The sequence below is a fragment of the Lentzea sokolovensis genome (assembly GCF_033949975.1).
GTDB classification, from domain to species: domain Bacteria; phylum Actinomycetota; class Actinomycetes; order Mycobacteriales; family Pseudonocardiaceae; genus Lentzea; species Lentzea sokolovensis.
Genome location: NZ_JAXAVU010000011.1, coordinates 147,283 through 164,060 on the forward strand (window position 1 = coordinate 147,283; position 16,778 = coordinate 164,060).

A 16,778-nucleotide genomic window follows, 5' to 3' on the forward strand; every position below is an offset into this window, starting at 1 on the left:
AGGAAGACGCGGAAGGCGTGGTGAAGAAGTGAGCGCACCCCTGGAGAACCGGTCGAGCACGTTGCTGCTGATCGGTGCGTGGCTGTGGGTGGGCCTGCCGCTCGCCTACGGCCTGTACAGGCTCTTCCTGAACGCGGCCAAGCTCTTCGTCTGATGTTCAACGCGCTCGTCAACTGGCGCAACTGGCGCCTGCCGGTGAAGCTCGCCGCGGTGTTGATCGTTCCGGTCACCATCGCGGTGGGCTCCGGCGTACTGCAGATCAATTCACAGATTGATCGTGCCGAGTCCTACGCGGCGCTCCAGCGACTGGTGAAGGTCCGCGCCGCCCTGATCCCCGTGATCGAGGGCGTGCAGGCGGAACGGCGGATCGTCGCCGAAGGTGCCGGCCCGCAGCTCCTCGCCGACCAGACCAAGCGCACCGACGACGCCCGCGCGGCGTTGCGGGACGAGATCGCGAAGACCTCGCTCGGCGAGGTCGTGACCGCCCGCATGAACGACGTGCAGGGCAGGATCGGCGACCTGGCGGCGTTGCGGGAGCGGACCGACGACGTCCCCGCCGTGATCAAGACGTACAGCGAGCTCAGCGAGTCGTTGCTGGACGTCGACGAGGTGATCGCCAGCGAGTTCGGCGACGCCGCGCTGCTGCGCACGGCGATGGGCCTGCACCACGTGGTGCACGTGCGGGACCAGGTCCTCTACCAGCAGGCGGTCGTGCTGTCCGGGCTCACCCGCGGTCAGCTGACGACCGCCGAGGTGCGGGCGCTGGTCGAGTCGAACGTCAAGCTCGGCTACATCGCCGGCGAGTTCGCCGCGCTCGCGACCCCGGACCAGCTCAAGACGTACGGCAAGAACTTCAACGGCCCGGACATCGAGGCCCAGCGCACGATGCTGGCCGCCGCGGTGCTGCACCCGACCTCGGACGCCCCGAACACGGGCACCAACACGGGCAACAACAGGCCCAGGCCGTTGCCGATCGCGGCGGCGGACTGGACCAAGGCGTCGGGCGCCGTCGTGACGTCGATGGACGGCGTGGTGCAGGGTCTGCAGACCGACCTGCGCGACACCGCGAACCGCCTGCGCGACGAGAGCAGTGACGCGGCCGGAACGGCGTCCGCGATCCTGTTCGCCAGCCTCATCCTGGCCGCCACCATCGGGTTCGTCGTCGGCCGCTACCTGCTGCGTTCGCTGAACGCCCTGCGCCGCTCCGCGCTCGACGTGGCCTGGGAAAAGCTGCCCGAGATGGTCGCCACCGGCCGCGGCAGCACCGAGATCGAACGCGTGCCGGTGGACACCACCGAGGAGTTCGGCCAGGTGGCGCGCGCGTTCGACGAGGTGCACCAGCAGGCCGTCAAGTCGGTCATCGAGCAGGCCGGCATGCGCGCGAACATGCGCAACATCTTCGTGAACCTGTCGCGGCGCAGCCAGAGTCTCGTCGAACGCCAGCTCAAGCTGATGGAGGAGCTGGAGAAGTACGAGGAGGACCCGGACCAGCTCGCGAACCTCTTCAAGCTCGACCACCTCGCCACCCGCATGCGCCGCAACAACGAGAACCTGATGGTGCTCTCCGGCGGCGACGTGGCGCGGCGGTTCCACAAGCCGATCCCGCTCACCGACGTGCTGCGCGCGGCGGCCGCGGAGATCGAGCAGTACCAGCGGGTCATGGTGCACACGGCGCCGAACGCCGAGGTCGTCGGTTACGTGGCGAGCGACCTGGTCCGGCTGCTGGCCGAACTTCTCGACAACGCGACGGCTTTCTCGCCGCCGCACACCCAGGTCTCGATCAGCGCGTCCATCGAGGCTGGCGACATCGTGCAGATCGACGTGGTCGACCACGGCATCGGCATCGACCCCGAGGCACTGGCCGGCGTGAACGAGCGCCTGGAGGCCGCGGGGGAGGGCGTCGACATCCAGGTGTTCCGCGAAATGGGACTTTTCGTCGTCGGCAGACTCGCGGCACGCCACCAGATCGTGGTACGTCTGGACGCCAAACAGGGCCAAGGGACTCGCGCGATCGTGTTGGTTCCGGCCGAACTGGCACCAAGGCGGGAAGAGTCCTGGGAGTCTTTCCGAGGGGAGACGATCGAACGGCAGCAGGCATCGTGGTTCCAGCAGACGAGTCCGGCCGCCGTACCGCCGCCTCCCCCCGCACCCGCACGTCAGACGCCGGAATCGGCCCGAGGCTTCCTCGACGCCTTCCAGCGCGGTGTGCAGCGCGGCCTTCCCGACCACCAGGAGAGTCGATGAGCACGCAGGTTGACCAGTTCGGCTGGCTGGTCACCAACTTCGCCGAACGCACGCCAGGCATCGAGCACGCCGTGGTGATCTCGGCCGACGGCTTGGTGTTGATCTCGTCCTCGAAGCTGCCCGAGCAGGTCGCACCGCAGTTCGCGGCGATCGTGGCGGGCGTGGTCTCGCTGGCCGACTCCGCGTCGAAGTGCTTCGCCGGGGAGTCGGTCGTGCGCACCGTCGTGCAGATGGACCGGGGCGTGATGCTGCTGTCGGCGATCAGCGACGGCTCGGTCCTCGCGGTGCTGGCGTCGTCCTCCGCGGACGTCGCGCAGATCGCGTACGAGATGACCGTGGTCGTGCGGCAGGTGGGCCAGCTGCTCACGCCGGAACTGCGGGCAGAGCTGGCATGAGCAGAGAGCCTGACGATCAGGTCAACTTCGGCGACCTGATCAGCGGTTTCAGCTTCGACAGCGAACGGATCCGCAAGCGCGGCAAGAAGGCGCAGCGTGCGCCGGAACCGCCGCCGGAGCAGCCGGACCCGTACGCCACGGCGCCGTTCGAACCGGTCCCGCCGCTGCCGTCGATCGAGGACGGCGTCGACACGTCGTCGTCGATCGTGCGCGCGTACGCGTGGACCGGCGGCCGCACCACGTCCGACGTGCACCTGGAGATCGAGACCCTGGTCTCGGTGAACGAGTTCTCGGCCACCGCCGTGCGCCCGGAGCACCAGGACGTGCTGGCACTGTGCTCGCAGCCGCGGTCGGTGGCGGAGATCGCCGCCCTGCGCGGACTGCCGCTGGGCGTCACCAAGGTGCTGCTCGGCGACATGGCCGGGCACGGGCTGATCGACGTGCACCGGACGGCGTCGTCCTACGGCGGCGATCGGCCGGACGGGCTGCTGCTCGAACGCGTGCTGGCAGGACTGCGCAGGCTCTAGCCCTCAGGGACGGCCCGGCCGCTGATACGGTCGTGGCTCGACTATCTGGGGGTAGCGATGGAGTTCCAGGACGTGGTCCGCCGTCGGCGGATGGTGCGCAAGTTCACCGACGAGCCGGTCAGCGACGAGAGCATCCAGCGGATCATGCGCAACGCCGTGCGCGGTCCGTCAGCCGGGTTCTCGCAGGGCCAGGGCTTCCTCGTCCTGCGGGGGGAGCCGCTCAAGCGGCTCGCCGAGATGTTCGAGTGGTGGGGCGGGGAAGAGGCGAAGACGGCCCCGGTCGTCGTCATCCCGTTCTCGTCCAAGCAGGTCTACCTCGACCGGTACGCGCAGCCCGACAAGGCCTGGGCCGGTCTCACCGAGGAACGCTGGCCCGTGCCCTACTGGGACATCGACACCGGCATGGCCGCGTTGCTGATCCTGCAGACGGCCGTGGACGAGGGCCTGGGCGCGGTGTTCTTCGGCACGGACAAGGAGACGTGGCCGGAGTTGCGCGCGGCGTTCGGCGTGCCGGACACGTACGTGCCGATCGGCATGATCGCGATCGGGCACTCGGCGGAGGAGGGCGTCTCCGAGGGTGCCTCGCCGCTGCGGCGCAAGCGCAAGGTGTTCGACGAGGTCGTGCACTGGGGTCAGTGGAAGTGAGATCGTTCGGCCTGCTCGGGCCGCTGGACGTGGTGCTCGACGGGCGCCACGTCCACATCCCGCCCGGCAAACGACGGGTGGTGCTCGCCGCCTTGTTGCTGCGCCCCGGTCAGGTCGTCGGAGTGGACGAACTCGTCGAGCTGGTCGGCGGTTCGCGCAACGCCCTGCAGACCACGGTCGGCCGCCTGCGCGAGGTGTTGCCGGGGCTGGTGCTGACCAAGCCGGCCGGATACCTGCTGGACGTGCGGCCCGACGAGGTCGACGTCCACCGGTTCGACCGGCTGGAGCCGCGCGAGGCGCTGGCGCTCTGGCGAGGGCGCCCGTTCGCGGACATCGGCAGCGACGCGCTCGAACGCGACCACGTGCCCGCGTTGACGGAGAAGTACCTCGCGACGCTGGAAGCGCGGATCGAGCAGGACCTGCGTGCCGGCGAGCACGAGCAACTGGTGCCCGAACTGCGTTCGCTGACGGGCCAGCACCCGACCAGGGAACGGATGTGGGCCCAGCTGATCGTGGCGCTGCACCGCTGCGACCGGCAGACCGAGGCGTTGCAGGCCTACGACGACATCCGCGGCAGACTCGCCGCGGAGCTGGGCCTCGACCCCGGCAAGGACCTGCAGAAGGCCCACCAGCAGGTGCTCACGGCCGACAACCGCCCGCGCGCCCGCAACGACCTGCCCGGCGACATCGCCGACTTCGCCGGCCGTGCCTCCGACCTTGACGAGATCCTCGCCGCCGTGCCGTCCGGATGCGTCGCGATCACCGCGATCGACGGCATGGCCGGCATCGGCAAGACCACGATCGCGGTCCGCGCCGCGCACCGGCTGGCCGCCCGCTTTCCGGACGCACAACTGTTCGTGGACCTGCACTCCTACACCGCGGGCGTCGAGCCGCGCACCCCGTCCGACGCGCTGCTGGCGTTGCTGACCGCGCTCGGCGTGCCCGCGCAGGACATCCCGGACGGCCTGGACGCCCGCGCCGCCCGGTGGCGGGCGGAGATGGCGCACCGCAAGGCACTCGTCGTGCTCGACAACGCGGGCAGCACCTCCCAGGTCCGTCCGCTGCTGCCCGGCACCGGCCTGGTGCTGGTCACCAGCAGACGCCGGCTCGTCGACCTGGACGCCGCGCACACGATCTCGCTGGACGTGCTGTCCGAAGAGGACTCCCTGAACCTGCTCGCGAGCATCATCGGCCGCGCGAAGCTCGACCAGGACCTGGACTCCGCACGCGAGATCGTCCGGCTCTGCGGCTACCTGCCGCTGGCCGTCCGCATCGTCGGCGCCCGCTGGCGCACCAGGCCGGCGTGGTCCGCGCAGGACCTGACCCGCCGCCTCACCGGGCAGAGGCTGAGCGAGCTGACCGCGGGCGAACGCAGCGTCGCGGACGCGTTCGCCCTGTCCTACCAGCAACTCACGGCCGAGCAGCAGCGCCTGTTCCGGCGGCTGGGCCTGCACACGGGCGAGGACTTCGACGCCCACCTGGCCGCGGCGATGATCGGCACGACACGGGTCGAGGCCGAACGGCTGCTGGAAGAACTCCTGGACGCACATCTGGTGCAGCAGAAGGAGAACGGCCGCTACCGGTTCCACGACCTCCTGGCGGACCACGCGAAGGCCAGCGTGGAGGCGGACGAGAAGACCGAGGCCGTCACCCGCCTTCTCGACCACTACCTGCGCAACGCGGCTGAGGCCGCGGACGTGCTGAACCCCGGCCGGCCGCGGATCCACACCGCCGTCCGGTACGAACCCGCCGATCCGCTGCGGTTCGCGACGCACGCCGACGCGGTGGCGTGGCTGGAGAAGGAGCGCCTCAACCTGAAGGCGGCCGTGTACCTCGCGGCCTACCAAGGGCATTACCAGCACGCGTGGCAGATACCGCACCTCATCGCGTACTTCCTGCTGATGCGAGGCTACGGCCGCGAACGGGTGGAGTTGCAGAGCCTCGCGCTGGCGGCCACGCACCAGCTCGGTGACCTGAAGGCACGCGCGGAAGCGCTGCGGGGGCTGGGATCGGCGTACATGGAGGACAGCGACCCGCGTGCGGTGCAACACCTGCACCAGGCGCTCGACCTGATGCGGCAGATCAAGGACCTGCGCGGCGAGGCCTCGACGCTGGGCGTTCTCGGCATCATCGCGCGAGAGCGCCGCGAGCTGGACAAGGCGATGGAGTACTTCCAACGCGGTCTCACGCTGATGCGTCACATCGGCGCGAGAACGGGCGAGGCGAACGCTTTGCACAACATCGGCATCGTGTACGCGGAGCGCGGTGAGAACGACCAGGCTCTGGTCCACATCGAGAAGTCGCTGGAGTTGCTGACGGCGCACGGCGACGTGCGGTCGTGCGCGATGGTCCTGCACGACATCGGCTACGTGCACTACAACGAGTTCAGGGACGAGGAGGCCGTCGCGTTCATCGGACGGACCCTCGCGGCGTACCGGGAGTCGGGCGACTGGCGCGGCGGCGTGATGGCCATGGCCGACTTCGGCTACCTGCTGTACGCCATGGGCAGACTCGACCAGGCCCGCGAGATGGTGCGCGCGATGCTCCGGCAGACCCGCGAGTCGATGAGGCAGCCCGACGACGAGTCCGTCCTCTCGGCCATGACGAAGGTCAGGGACCGCCAGGGCGGGATCGCGATCCTGATCTCCCTCGCCCTCCACGCGGAGCTGAACGGACGGCTGGACGCGGCGGTGCGTTACGCTCAGCGGTGCCTCGACCTGGTCCGCCACAACAAGCGGAGCTGGGGCGAGGCACGTCTGCTCATCCAGCTGTCCGGCCTGCACCACGCGCTCGGGGACACGGCCGCCGCGATCCGCTGCGGCGAGGAGGCGGTGCAAGCCGCCGAACGCCTGTGCCAGCGGCGGACCGTCGACCGCGCGAAGCAGGCACTCGCTACAGCGTCAGCCCCAGCGCCACCAGCATGATCACGGCCGCCGCCAGCACGGCGAACGCCACCCACTGCTGCATCTTGTCCGTGGTCCTGCGCATCCCCAGCTCCCCTCGGTGGTGTTGCCACCGAGGGTCGTGAAGCCCGTCCCCACCTCGTCCCCACCACGATCACACGGGCCGTGAAGCCGCGGGAATTCTGTGTGAAACTGAATTGCGCTGACAGGTCTCCGGCGGAAGGGAGCGGTGTGCAGACCGCGCTGTTCCCACGCCCGCACCAGCTTCCCGCCGCCGTCGCCGACTTCGTGGGGCGGGAGGAGCTGCTGCAGTCCGTCGTCGACCGGATCATCCCGTTTCCGCAGGTGGTGCTGCTGACCGGCGCGGTCGGCACCGGCAAGACGGCGCTCGCCGTGCACGCCGCGCACCGGGTCGCGAACGGCCACTTCCCGGACGGTCAGCTGTTCGTGCGGCTGCGCGGCACGACCCCGCACGAGGTGCTCGGCCGGTTCCTCACCGCGTTCGGGCTGCCCGCCCCCGGCGATTTCGCCGCCCGGCTGAGCGCCTATCGAGACGCTGTCGTGCGCCAGTCGCTTCTCCTGGTGCTGGACGACGTCACGTGCGTCGACCAGGTGAAGCCGTTGCTGCCGCACGCACCCGGATGCGCGGTGCTCGTGACTTCCCGGCACGCCTTGAAGTTGCCCCACGTCGTCGAGGTCGGTCCGCTGGAACCCGCGCAGGCGATGATGTTGCTGGGCAACCAGATCGGCCCCGACCGGCTGGCCGCCGAGAGCGCGCCGGCGCAGGCGCTGGTGGCCGCCTCGGACTGTTCGCCGCTCACGGTGCGGATCGCCGGGGCCGTGCTCGCGGCCCGCCCTCACTGGCCGCTGGCGCTGCTGGCCGACCGCCTGCGTGATCCGCGCGGGCGGCTGGAGACCCTGTCGCACGGCGGGTTGTCGGTCCGGGCGCGGCTGGAGGAGACGGCGGGGGACCTGAGCCCGCACGCCCGCCGGTTGCTGGGCCTGCTCGCGGGAGTGGGCGCGCGGCGGTTGCCGTCGTGGGCGCCGGTGGTGGCGTTCGGGGACGTGCGCGGACAGTCCGCTGTGGACGAACTGGTGTCGGCGCACCTCGTCTCGGCCGGCGCGGACGGCTATGCGGTGCCCGAACTGGTGCGGGAGTTCGCGTCGGGTCAGTCCGACGCCGGTGAGGCCCTGCGCCGCGTGCTCGGTGGCTGGCTGTACCTGCTGGACCAGGCCCACGCCGCGATGTACGGCGGGGACTTCTCCGTCGTGCGCGGCTGTTCGGCACGCGAAGTGGTGCGGCCGGACCGGCTGCTGCGAACCGATCCGCGGGAGTGGCTGGAGTCCGAGCACGAGAGCCTGTGCGACGCGGTCGAACTGGCCGCGGGGGCCGGTCTGGACGAGCCGGCCTGGGAGCTGGCGCACCGGCTGGTGACGTTGTTCGAGACGCGCACCGGCTTCGAAGGCTGGCAGCACACGCACGACATCGCGCTGGCGGCGTGCGAGAAGGTGGGCAACCGGCGTGGCGCGGCCGTGCTGCACTGCTCGCTCGCGTCGCTGCACATCAGCCAGAGCCGTTACGACCTCGCGCACGAGATGACTTTGCGCGCCAAGGACTTCTTCGAGGACCACGACGACCTCGCGGGTCTCGGCCTCGTCTACCGCAACCTCGGCATCGTCGCTCGCTCGTCCGGCGAGTTCGCCACCGCCCGCCAGTGGTACCAGCACGCGCTCGCGGTGTACGAGCGGTTCGCCGACCCGGTCGGCCAGGCGTCCGTGCTCCAGCACCTCGCCCAGATCGACCTGTACGACGGCGACACCGACGGTGCCGGCGAACGCCTGAGCGCCGCGCTGGCCGCGTGCGACGGAACCGGCCCCGCACGGGTGCTGGCGCAGATCAACTACCGCCTGGGCAAGCTGCTGGCCGTGGACGGACGGCACGACGAGGCGTTCGGCGTGCTGACCACCGCGCTCGACCTGGCCCGCGCCGCACGGGATCGTCGTGGCGAGAGCTTCGTGCTGTACGCGTTGGGGCGCAACGAGTTCGTGCGCTGCCGGCTCGACCAGGCCCGCACCCTGCTGCACGAGGCCGCGGTCCTCTGCGAGGCGAACTTCGACGTCGTGGGAGCGGCGAGGGCCCGTCTCGAACTGTCTCGCGTGCACCAGGCTCTCGGTGAGGTTCAAGTCGCCGCCGAACTGGAAGCGGCGGCCCGTGCGGTTTACTCGGAATTCGGCTTGAAACCCGTCCTGGGCGATGTGATCTTTCATCCATGAGGTTGGTGTGAGGTATTGCTCCAACCGAGTGCTTGGCTCACCCGTAAGATTCCGTTAGGGTCGCATTCGCGGGCAATTGGCAGGGCGGGCGACGTTATCAAAAATCGCCCGAAAATTGATCAAAAATTAGTCACTTGTTCGTTTGCAACCATGATGCTGCTCCGTCCGGGTGGTGCCTTCCACGGCAGGACCAGTCGCTGCTCACCCTGCGGGACGGTGTTGACGGAGACGTGTGCGTGCAGTGGTGCGGGGTCGGCCAAAAGGGGCTTGCGAGTCGTGAGAATCGGACCAGTCTTGTCTAATGGCATCGCCGGGATCCGTCCGGCGGACAGTGGCCTCGACGCGGGGGTGGAACGCACCATGGGTGGTGTCCCGACGTTTCCCCACGGCAGACCACTGACGTGGGCGGATCTGGAGGCGATGCCTGATGACGGGCACCGTTTCGAACTCGTCGACGGGGTGCTCGTCATGAGCCCCTCACCGCGCCCCGTGCACCAGCGGGTGGTCGCCCGGCTGCTGGTGGCGCTGACCGCTGTCTGCCCACCGGAGCTGGAGGTCCTCCCCGCTCCGGTCGACGTCGTGCTCGCCGACGACACGGTCTTCATCCCCGACCTGGTGGTGGGCCGGCGCGAGCAGTTCTCGAAACAGGCGCTCATCGGGCCACCCGTGCTGGCGGTCGAGGTCCTTTCGCCGCGCACGCGACACGTGGACCTCGAACTCAAGCGGGCGAAGTTCCAGGAAGTCGGCTGCGAGAACTACTGGATGATCGACTACGACAGTCCGTGGCTGCGGTGCCTGCACCTGGAGAACGGCGTCTACGTCGAACAGGCGCGGTCCGACGGCGAAGAGATCATCGAACTGCAATTCCCGTTCGCGGTGAAACTCAGCGCCCAGTCACTGGTGCGCTGAGTGGTCGCCGGTCGGAACGGACTGGGCTGAACGGGCGACACCGATCTACGAACGTGTGGATCAACGTTTCACCATCTGGCGTCCCCGCGCGTCGGGCTGGTTGCGTGCATCGCGACACGTCCACCGCGCGGAGGTTCACACCACATGCAGCCGTTCCAGCTGCCGGAGTTCTACACGCCCTATCCGGCCAGGCTGAATCCGAACCTCGAACGCGCCCGCGTCCACACACGGGCCTGGGCGCACGAGATGGACATGATCGACGTGCCACAGCACGGGACGGTGATCTGGACCGACGACGACCTCGAGTCGCACGACTACGCGTTGCTCTGCGCGTACACCCACCCCGACTGCGACGGTGAGACGCTCGACCTCGTCACCGACTGGTACGTCTGGGTCTTCTACTTCGACGACCACTTCGTCGAGCTCTACAAGCGCAACCCCGACATCAAGGGCGCACAGGCCTACCTCGACCGGCTGCCGCTGTTCATGCCGGTCAACGGCGTGATCACGGCGACGCCGGAGAACCCGGTCGAGAAGGGACTCGCGGACCTCTGGCGCCGCACGGTCGGCAAGCACTCGCTCGACTGGCGCGAGCGGTTCGCCGACAACACCAAGCACCTGCTCGACGAGTCGATGTGGGAGCTGCACAACATCAGCGCGCAGCGGCTCAGCAACCCCATCGAGTACGTCGAGATGCGCCGCAAGGTCGGCGGGGCGCCGTGGAGCGCGAACCTCGTCGAGCACGCGGTCGGCCTCGAAGTGCCGGCCTCCATCGCCCTGTCCAGGCCCATCGGGGTCCTCCGGGACACGTTCAGCGACGCCGTGCACCTGCGCAACGACCTGTTCTCCTACGAGCGCGAGGTGCTCGACGAGGGCGAGCTGTCCAACGGCGTGCTGGTGTTCGAGAAGTTCCTCGACGTGCCCACCCAGGAGGCCGCGGAGGCCGTCAACGACCTGCTGACGTCCCGGCTGCACCAGTTCGAGCACACGGCCCTCACGGAGGTGCCGATCCTGCTGGACGAGCACGCCGTCGACCCGATCGGGCGTGCGGCCGTCCTCGGCTACGTGAAGGGCCTGCAGGACTGGCAGGCGGGCGGCCACGAGTGGCACCTGCGGTCGTCGCGGTACATGAACAAGGGCGCCAGGACGGGCCTGTCCGCCACGAACGTCCTCGGCTCGTACGCCAAGACCATGCCGCAGCGGCTCAAGCAGTTCAGCAGCACGCCGAAGGTCGTCGAGCCGTACGCGCTGCCGGAGTTCAGGACGCCCTTCACGCTGACCCTGTCGCCGCATCTCGACCAGGCGCGCGAGGAGGTCATCACGTGGGGCCGGGAGATGGGCATCCACGACGAGGGCATCTGGGACGAGGCCAAGCACCGGGGCTTCGACCTCGCGCTGTGCTCGTCGGGGCTCGATCCGGACGCGACGCCGGAGGAACTGTTCCTCTCGGCGGCCTGGCTCACCTGGGGCACCTACGCCGACGACGTCTACCCGTGGGTGTTCGGGCGGCTGCGGGACCTGGCCGGGTTGAAGATCCAGACCGCGCGGCTCAAGCAGTGCATGCCGCTGGACATGGTGCTGACCGTGGCGCCGGCCAACGCGATGGAACGCAGCCTGGCCGACCTCTGGCGGAAGACCGCGGGCCCCATGTCCGGCGAGTTCCGCACGACGTTCCGGCAGACCGTGGACGACATGGTGGACGCGTGGGTGTGGGAAGTCGTCAACATCCAGCAGAACCGCGTGCCGGACCCCGTCGACTACCTGGAGATGCGGCGGTCGACGTTCGGTTCCGAGCTGACGACGTCGCTGTCGCGCTTTTCGCATTCGACGACGGTGCCGCCGGAGATCTGGGGAACCAGGGTCATCCAGACCATGGAGCGGTCGGCCATGGATTACTGCTGCATGCTCAACGACGTCTTCTCGTACTTGAAGGAGATTCAGTACGAGGGCGAAGTGCACAACATGGTGAAGGTGGTCGAGACCTTCCTCGGTGTTTCGCAGTCCCGCGCTTTCGAACTGACCTACGCGTTGATGGACGCCCGCCTGGGGCAGTTCATCGCGTCGGTCGACACGCACCTGCCGAAGATGTTCGAGGACCTCTCACTGGACTCGGCCACGCGGGCGTCGCTCACCCGGTACGCCGACGAGCTGAAGGACTGGATCGTCGCGATCATCAACTGGCACGAGGAGACGAGCCGGTACGGCGAGGACGAGATCCGGACCCCGGTGAACTCGGGAGCGTTCAGCCAGGGCCCGTCGGGCCTCGGCACGTCGGCCGCCCGGCTCCTCACCCGGTAGCCGCCGTCAGGCGCTGACCGCCGACGGTCAGTGGACGGTCAGCGCCTGCCCGCACCTTGTGAGCAACACCGACTCACAGGGGGCAACACCATGAAGAACGTCCTGATCTCCGGCGCCAGCATCGGCGGACCCGCGCTCGCTCATTGGCTGCGTCACCACGGTTTCAGCGTCACCGTGGTGGAGCGGGCACGCGGCATGCGGCCCGGCGGTCAGGCCATCGACGTGCGCGGCCCGGCCCTGGAGGTCATCGAGCGCATGGGCCTCGGCGACCAGTTGAGGTCGTTCAGCACCAACATGCGCGGCATGAACGTGGTCGACGCCGACGGCAACGAGCTCTACCGCTCCACCACGCACACCCTGAGCGGCGGCGACCTGTCGAGCCCCGACGTCGAACTGCTGCGCGACGACCTCGCCCGGATGCTCTTCGACGCGGCGGACGGCGTCGAGTACCTGTTCGACGACACGATCACCTCGATCGACGGCACCCGCGTCACGTTCGAGAAGGCGGCACCGCGCGACTTCGACGTCATCGTCGGCGCGGACGGCCTGCACTCCAACGTCCGCAAGCTCGCGTTCGGCCCCGAGTCGGAGTTCATCACGCACCTCGGCATGAACCTCGCCGTCTTCACCGCGCCGAACTTCCTCGGCCTCGACCACTGGCAGACGTTCCAGCAGGGCGAGGTCGTCGGCGGCGGCATCATGAGCGCCCGGTCGAACGCGGAATGCCGGGTGTACATGGGTTTCAACGGTGTGGCCGACTTCGACCACCGCGACGTCGGCGCCCAGCGCGCCCTGATCGCCGAGAAGTTCGCCGACGCGGGCTGGGCGTGGCAGACCGCGCTCAAGCACATGTGGGAGGCGCCGGACTTCCACTTCGACTCGATGAGCCAGATCCGGATGGACTCCTGGTCCCGCGGCAACGTCGTGCTGCTCGGCGACGCCGGTTACTGCGGTTCGCCGTTGTCCGGGCAGGGCACCAGCATGGCCCTGATCGGCGCGTACGTGCTCGCCGGTGAGCTAGCCAAGGACCCGTCGACCGCCTTCGAGCGCTACGAGGAGATCCTGCGGCCGTACGTGGTCGCGAACCAGGACATGGCGTTGAAGAACCAGGCGAACGGCGGCGCGCCCACGGAGGAGTTCGCCGACGTCGTCAACAGCCTCAGCCTTCCCAGCTACTGATCTTCTCCTGGATCGCCGCACGGACCTCGTCCTCGGGGATCACGGCACCGGTGAACCTCACCACCGCCGTGATCCCCTTGGCGTCGAGGTGGCGGTAGTCGGCGAAGCTCAAGCCCTCCAACGCTTCCTGGATCTCGGCGTCGCCGAACGAGGTGTGGCCCATGACCTCCTGGGCGTCGATCACCTGACCGGCGCGGGCGAACGACAGCCGCGTGAGCCGGTTGACGTTCCAGTAGTGGCTCGCGGCCTTCCCGTTGCGGGACAGGCGTTCCAGCACCTCGCCGCGAGAACCCTGCCAGTTGTTGCCCTCCACGACGAGCACGCCGCCGTCGATCTCCAGGGCGATCGAGTCCTCTTCGAACTCGCCCACGACGTCGTCCACGCCGGCGTTCGTGATGATCGTGACCGTCGCCGCCTCACCGAGCACTTCCTTGAGCCAGCGGTACGGCTGCTCAGGACGGGAGATCGGCGGTGGCGCCGGTTCGCCGCGCAGCAGGTGCCCGACGCGGTCGGTCTTCTTGTGCAGCAACGGATCCGACATCGGTTGCGGCCAGATCGTCAGCTCGTAGCGTTCGTCGTCCTCGTCACGGCCGCTCGCGCAGACTCGGACGCGGAACTCTCCCGGCCACGGAGCGGTGGCGCCGTGACCGAACCTGGCGTCACCCTCCACCGCGACGTAGCTGATCTCGGCGACCTCGTCCCAGCTCTCCAGATCCGGCGGGCCCGGTTCGTCCAGCAGGACCCTCACGGAGACGGGGACCTGGCCCTGCTCGATGCCCGTGCGGACCGCGAACCCGGTGTCGATCGCGCCTGCCAGGCCCGTCGCCGTGAAGTCCGCCTTGGTCTTGCCCAGTTCCTCGACCAGCACGAACTCGTGGTCGAACACCTGCGCGCTCGTGCTCCAGGACATGCCCTGGTACTCCCGGCGCCGCTTCTCCAGCAACGCCCTCTCGTAGGCGGGAGGCATGGGGACGTCCGGCAGGATCTCGGCGGCCGCGCCGATCGCGATCCCGATGGCCGCCACCGGATCGGCCGCGGTCGGGGTGCCGAGCGCGTTGAGGATCGCCCTGGACACCGCCACGGCCACCGCCAGGTGCGCCGCCCCGCGCTTGGTGGCGATCGCCGCCTCGTCGCCCGTGACCTCGCTCAGGTCCGGGAGCATCGCGCGCACCTGCTCGACGATCAGGTCGGTGGCGCCCTGGTGCACCGCGTTCACCATGCTCATCGGCGTGGCCAGCGCGCTCTGACCGCTCATCGACATCAGTCCGAAGCTGCTGCCGTCCGGCAACGGCCGCAGCCGCGCGACGAGGTCGGCGGGCGCGGTCAGGTCCAGCCGGGCGACGCCCAGTTCCAGCGCGCCGAGCAGCCGTTCCGCCGGCAGTGAGGGGAACGCGTGCAACGCCTGCTGCACCACGGAACCGACCGCGAAGTGGTCCTGCCTCCTGCGCTCGGTGTGGCGGCCCAGCAGCGCCGCCGGCTCGTCCGGGATGAGCGCCTCGATCACGGGCACCACGTCGTCGATCAGCCTTCGGAAGTCCCCCACGCCCGTGATTCTGGCATGTCCCGAGCAAAGAATTGGCTCAGACCATTGACGACAAAAGGGATGTCTGAGCAGGCTGAAGGCAGGGTCGCCGCCCCCCGACTCGTGAGGAGGAGTCGTGAGAACTCGCGTTCTCGCCGCGGTCATCGCTGTCACGGCAGCGTTGTCCGTCAGCGCGCAGTCGCAAGCCGCGGAACCACTGCAGAGCCTGGTGCCGGTCCCGGTGTCGGTGCAGGCCAGAAGCGGTGTCACGCACACCCTGACGGCCGCCACGAAGATCTACACGGCTCCGGCCGCACGCGACGTCGGCACCTTCCTCGCCGGAGTCCTGCGGCCCTCGACCGGGTACGCGTTGCCGGTGTCCGACGCGACAGGAACCCCGGCGGACGGAATCTCGCTGCTGCTCTCGGGCGCACCCGGCACGGTCGGGGAACAGGGCTACCAGCTCGACGTCGCCGCGAACAGCATCGTGTTGCGCGCCAACACCTCCGAGGGCCTGTTCACGGGCGTGCAGACGTTGCGGCAACTGTTGCCCGCCAAGGTGGAGAGCACGACCGCGCAGGCCGGTCCGTGGACCGTGCCGGGCACGCTGATCGTCGACTACCCGCGGTTCTCCTACCGCGGCGCGATGCTCGACGTGGCCCGCCACTTCCACCCGGTCTCCACGGTCAAGCGCTACATCGACCAGCTGGCGCTCTACAAGATCAATTACTTCCACCTGCACCTGAGCGACGACCAGGGCTGGCGGATCGTGATCGACAGCTGGCCGCGCCTCGCCACCTACGGGGGCAGCACGCAGGTCGGCGGCGGCCCCGGCGGTTACTACACCAAGGCGCAGTACAGCGAGATCGTGCAGTACGCGGCCTCGCGCAAGATCACGGTGATCCCCGAGATCGACCTGCCGGGCCACACCAACGCGGCACTGGCCTCGTACGCGGAGCTCAACTGCAACGGCCAGGCTCCGCCGCTGCGCACGGACATCGAGGTCGGCTACTCCTCGTTGTGCGTGGGCAAGGAGATCACCTATCAGTTCGTGGACGACGTGATCCGCGAGATCGCGGCGCTCACGCCCGGCCCGTACTTCCACATCGGCGGCGACGAGGCGCACTCGACGCCGGACGCCGACTACCAGACGTTCATGAACCGCACCCTGCCGATCGTGAAGAAGTACGGCAAGACCGCGCTAGGCTGGCACGAGTTCGTGAAGACCACCACCGACACCACCGCCATCCCGCAGTACTGGGGCACCTCGACGTCCAACGCCGTGGTGCAGGCAGCGGCGGCACGCGGTCACAAAGTCATCATGTCGCCCGCGAACAAGGCGTACCTGGACATGAAGTACAACTCCAGCACGCCTTTGGGCCTGTCGTGGGCCGGTCTGATCGAGGTCCAGACCGCGTACGACTGGAACCCCGGAACGCACCTGAGCGGCGTGCCGGAGTCCGCGGTCCGCGGCGTCGAAGCTCCACTGTGGAGCGAGACGCTGGTGACCGGGCAGGACATCGAGTTCATGGCGTTCCCGAGGCTCGGCGCGATCGCCGAACTGGCCTGGTCGCCGTGGTCGACGCACAACTGGGACCAGTTCAAGGTGCGCCTGGGCAACCAGGGCCCGCGCTGGACGACCATGGGCATCAACTTCTACAGGTCCACCCAGGTGCCGTGGGACACCGGCGGCCCCGGACCGGGCCCCTGCACGCAGCCGGCGTGGGAGCGCGACAAGGTCTACACCGGCGGCAACGTGGTCTCCCACAACGGCCACAAGTGGAACGCCCAGTGGTGGACGCGCGGTGAGGAACCAGGCACCACCGGCCAGTGGGGTGTCTGGCGCGACGGCGGCGTCTGCTGATCGCTGATTGCTCCGGTG

At 69.0% G+C, this 16,778-nt stretch carries 12 protein-coding genes; 11 read left to right on the plus strand and 1 reads right to left on the minus strand.

What is annotated here, in order from left to right; genetic code table 11:
- Positions 1 to 28: 28 nt before the first annotated feature.
- The 10 genes from SK854_RS27525 (at position 29) to SK854_RS27570 (ending at position 13,374) form a co-directional block, all read left to right on the plus strand.
- Positions 29 to 154, plus strand: a complete 126-nt coding sequence (locus SK854_RS27525) for an MFS transporter small subunit (protein WP_319978009.1) — start codon at positions 29 to 31, stop codon at positions 152 to 154.
- A complete protein-coding gene (locus tag SK854_RS27530; RefSeq protein ID WP_319978010.1) occupies positions 154 to 2,244 on the plus strand; it encodes a sensor histidine kinase in 2,091 nt (696 codons plus the stop codon). Before SK854_RS27525 ends, SK854_RS27530 begins: the two co-directional genes overlap by 1 nt.
- The gene (locus SK854_RS27535; RefSeq protein ID WP_319978011.1) at positions 2,241 to 2,639 is read left to right on the plus strand and encodes a roadblock/LC7 domain-containing protein; all 399 of its coding nucleotides are present in this window, start codon (positions 2,241 to 2,243) and stop codon (positions 2,637 to 2,639) included. The genes SK854_RS27530 and SK854_RS27535 overlap by 4 nt, the downstream gene beginning before the upstream one ends.
- Positions 2,636 to 3,166 carry a DUF742 domain-containing protein gene (locus tag SK854_RS27540; RefSeq protein ID WP_319978012.1) on the plus strand — a complete coding sequence of 177 codons (531 nt, stop codon included), beginning with the start codon at positions 2,636 to 2,638 and terminating at the stop codon, positions 3,164 to 3,166. The genes SK854_RS27535 and SK854_RS27540 overlap by 4 nt, the downstream gene beginning before the upstream one ends.
- 57 nt (positions 3,167 to 3,223) lie before the next feature.
- Entirely contained in the window at positions 3,224 to 3,811 is a 588-nt protein-coding gene (locus SK854_RS27545) for a nitroreductase family protein (protein WP_319978013.1), read from the plus strand.
- The gene (locus SK854_RS27550) at positions 3,802 to 6,735 is read left to right on the plus strand and encodes an AfsR/SARP family transcriptional regulator (protein WP_319978014.1); all 2,934 of its coding nucleotides are present in this window, start codon (positions 3,802 to 3,804) and stop codon (positions 6,733 to 6,735) included. The genes SK854_RS27545 and SK854_RS27550 overlap by 10 nt, the downstream gene beginning before the upstream one ends.
- 210 nt (positions 6,736 to 6,945) lie before the next feature.
- Complete coding sequence (locus tag SK854_RS27555; RefSeq protein WP_319978015.1) at positions 6,946 to 8,988, plus strand: tetratricopeptide repeat protein; 2,043 nt, start codon at positions 6,946 to 6,948, stop codon at positions 8,986 to 8,988.
- Positions 8,989 to 9,264: 276 nt separating this feature from the next.
- Positions 9,265 to 9,897 carry a Uma2 family endonuclease gene (locus tag SK854_RS27560; RefSeq protein WP_319978016.1) on the plus strand — a complete coding sequence of 211 codons (633 nt, stop codon included), beginning with the start codon at positions 9,265 to 9,267 and terminating at the stop codon, positions 9,895 to 9,897.
- 144 nt (positions 9,898 to 10,041) lie between these two features.
- Complete coding sequence (locus tag SK854_RS27565) at positions 10,042 to 12,195, plus strand: terpene synthase family protein (RefSeq protein ID WP_319978017.1); 2,154 nt, start codon at positions 10,042 to 10,044, stop codon at positions 12,193 to 12,195.
- A gap of 90 nt (positions 12,196 to 12,285) precedes the next feature.
- Complete coding sequence (locus SK854_RS27570) at positions 12,286 to 13,374, plus strand: FAD-dependent monooxygenase (protein ID WP_319978018.1); 1,089 nt, start codon at positions 12,286 to 12,288, stop codon at positions 13,372 to 13,374.
- Here SK854_RS27570 and SK854_RS27575 read toward each other — a convergent pair.
- Positions 13,355 to 14,917, minus strand: a complete 1,563-nt coding sequence (locus SK854_RS27575; RefSeq protein ID WP_319978019.1) for a hypothetical protein — start codon at positions 14,915 to 14,917, stop codon at positions 13,355 to 13,357. The genes SK854_RS27570 and SK854_RS27575 overlap by 20 nt on opposite strands.
- Before the next feature lie 115 nt (positions 14,918 to 15,032).
- On the opposite strand from SK854_RS27575, the gene SK854_RS27580 reads away from it, so the two are divergent.
- Positions 15,033 to 16,760, plus strand: a complete 1,728-nt coding sequence (locus SK854_RS27580) for a family 20 glycosylhydrolase (RefSeq protein WP_406601837.1) — start codon at positions 15,033 to 15,035, stop codon at positions 16,758 to 16,760.
- The last annotated feature ends 18 nt before the right edge of the window (positions 16,761 to 16,778 follow it).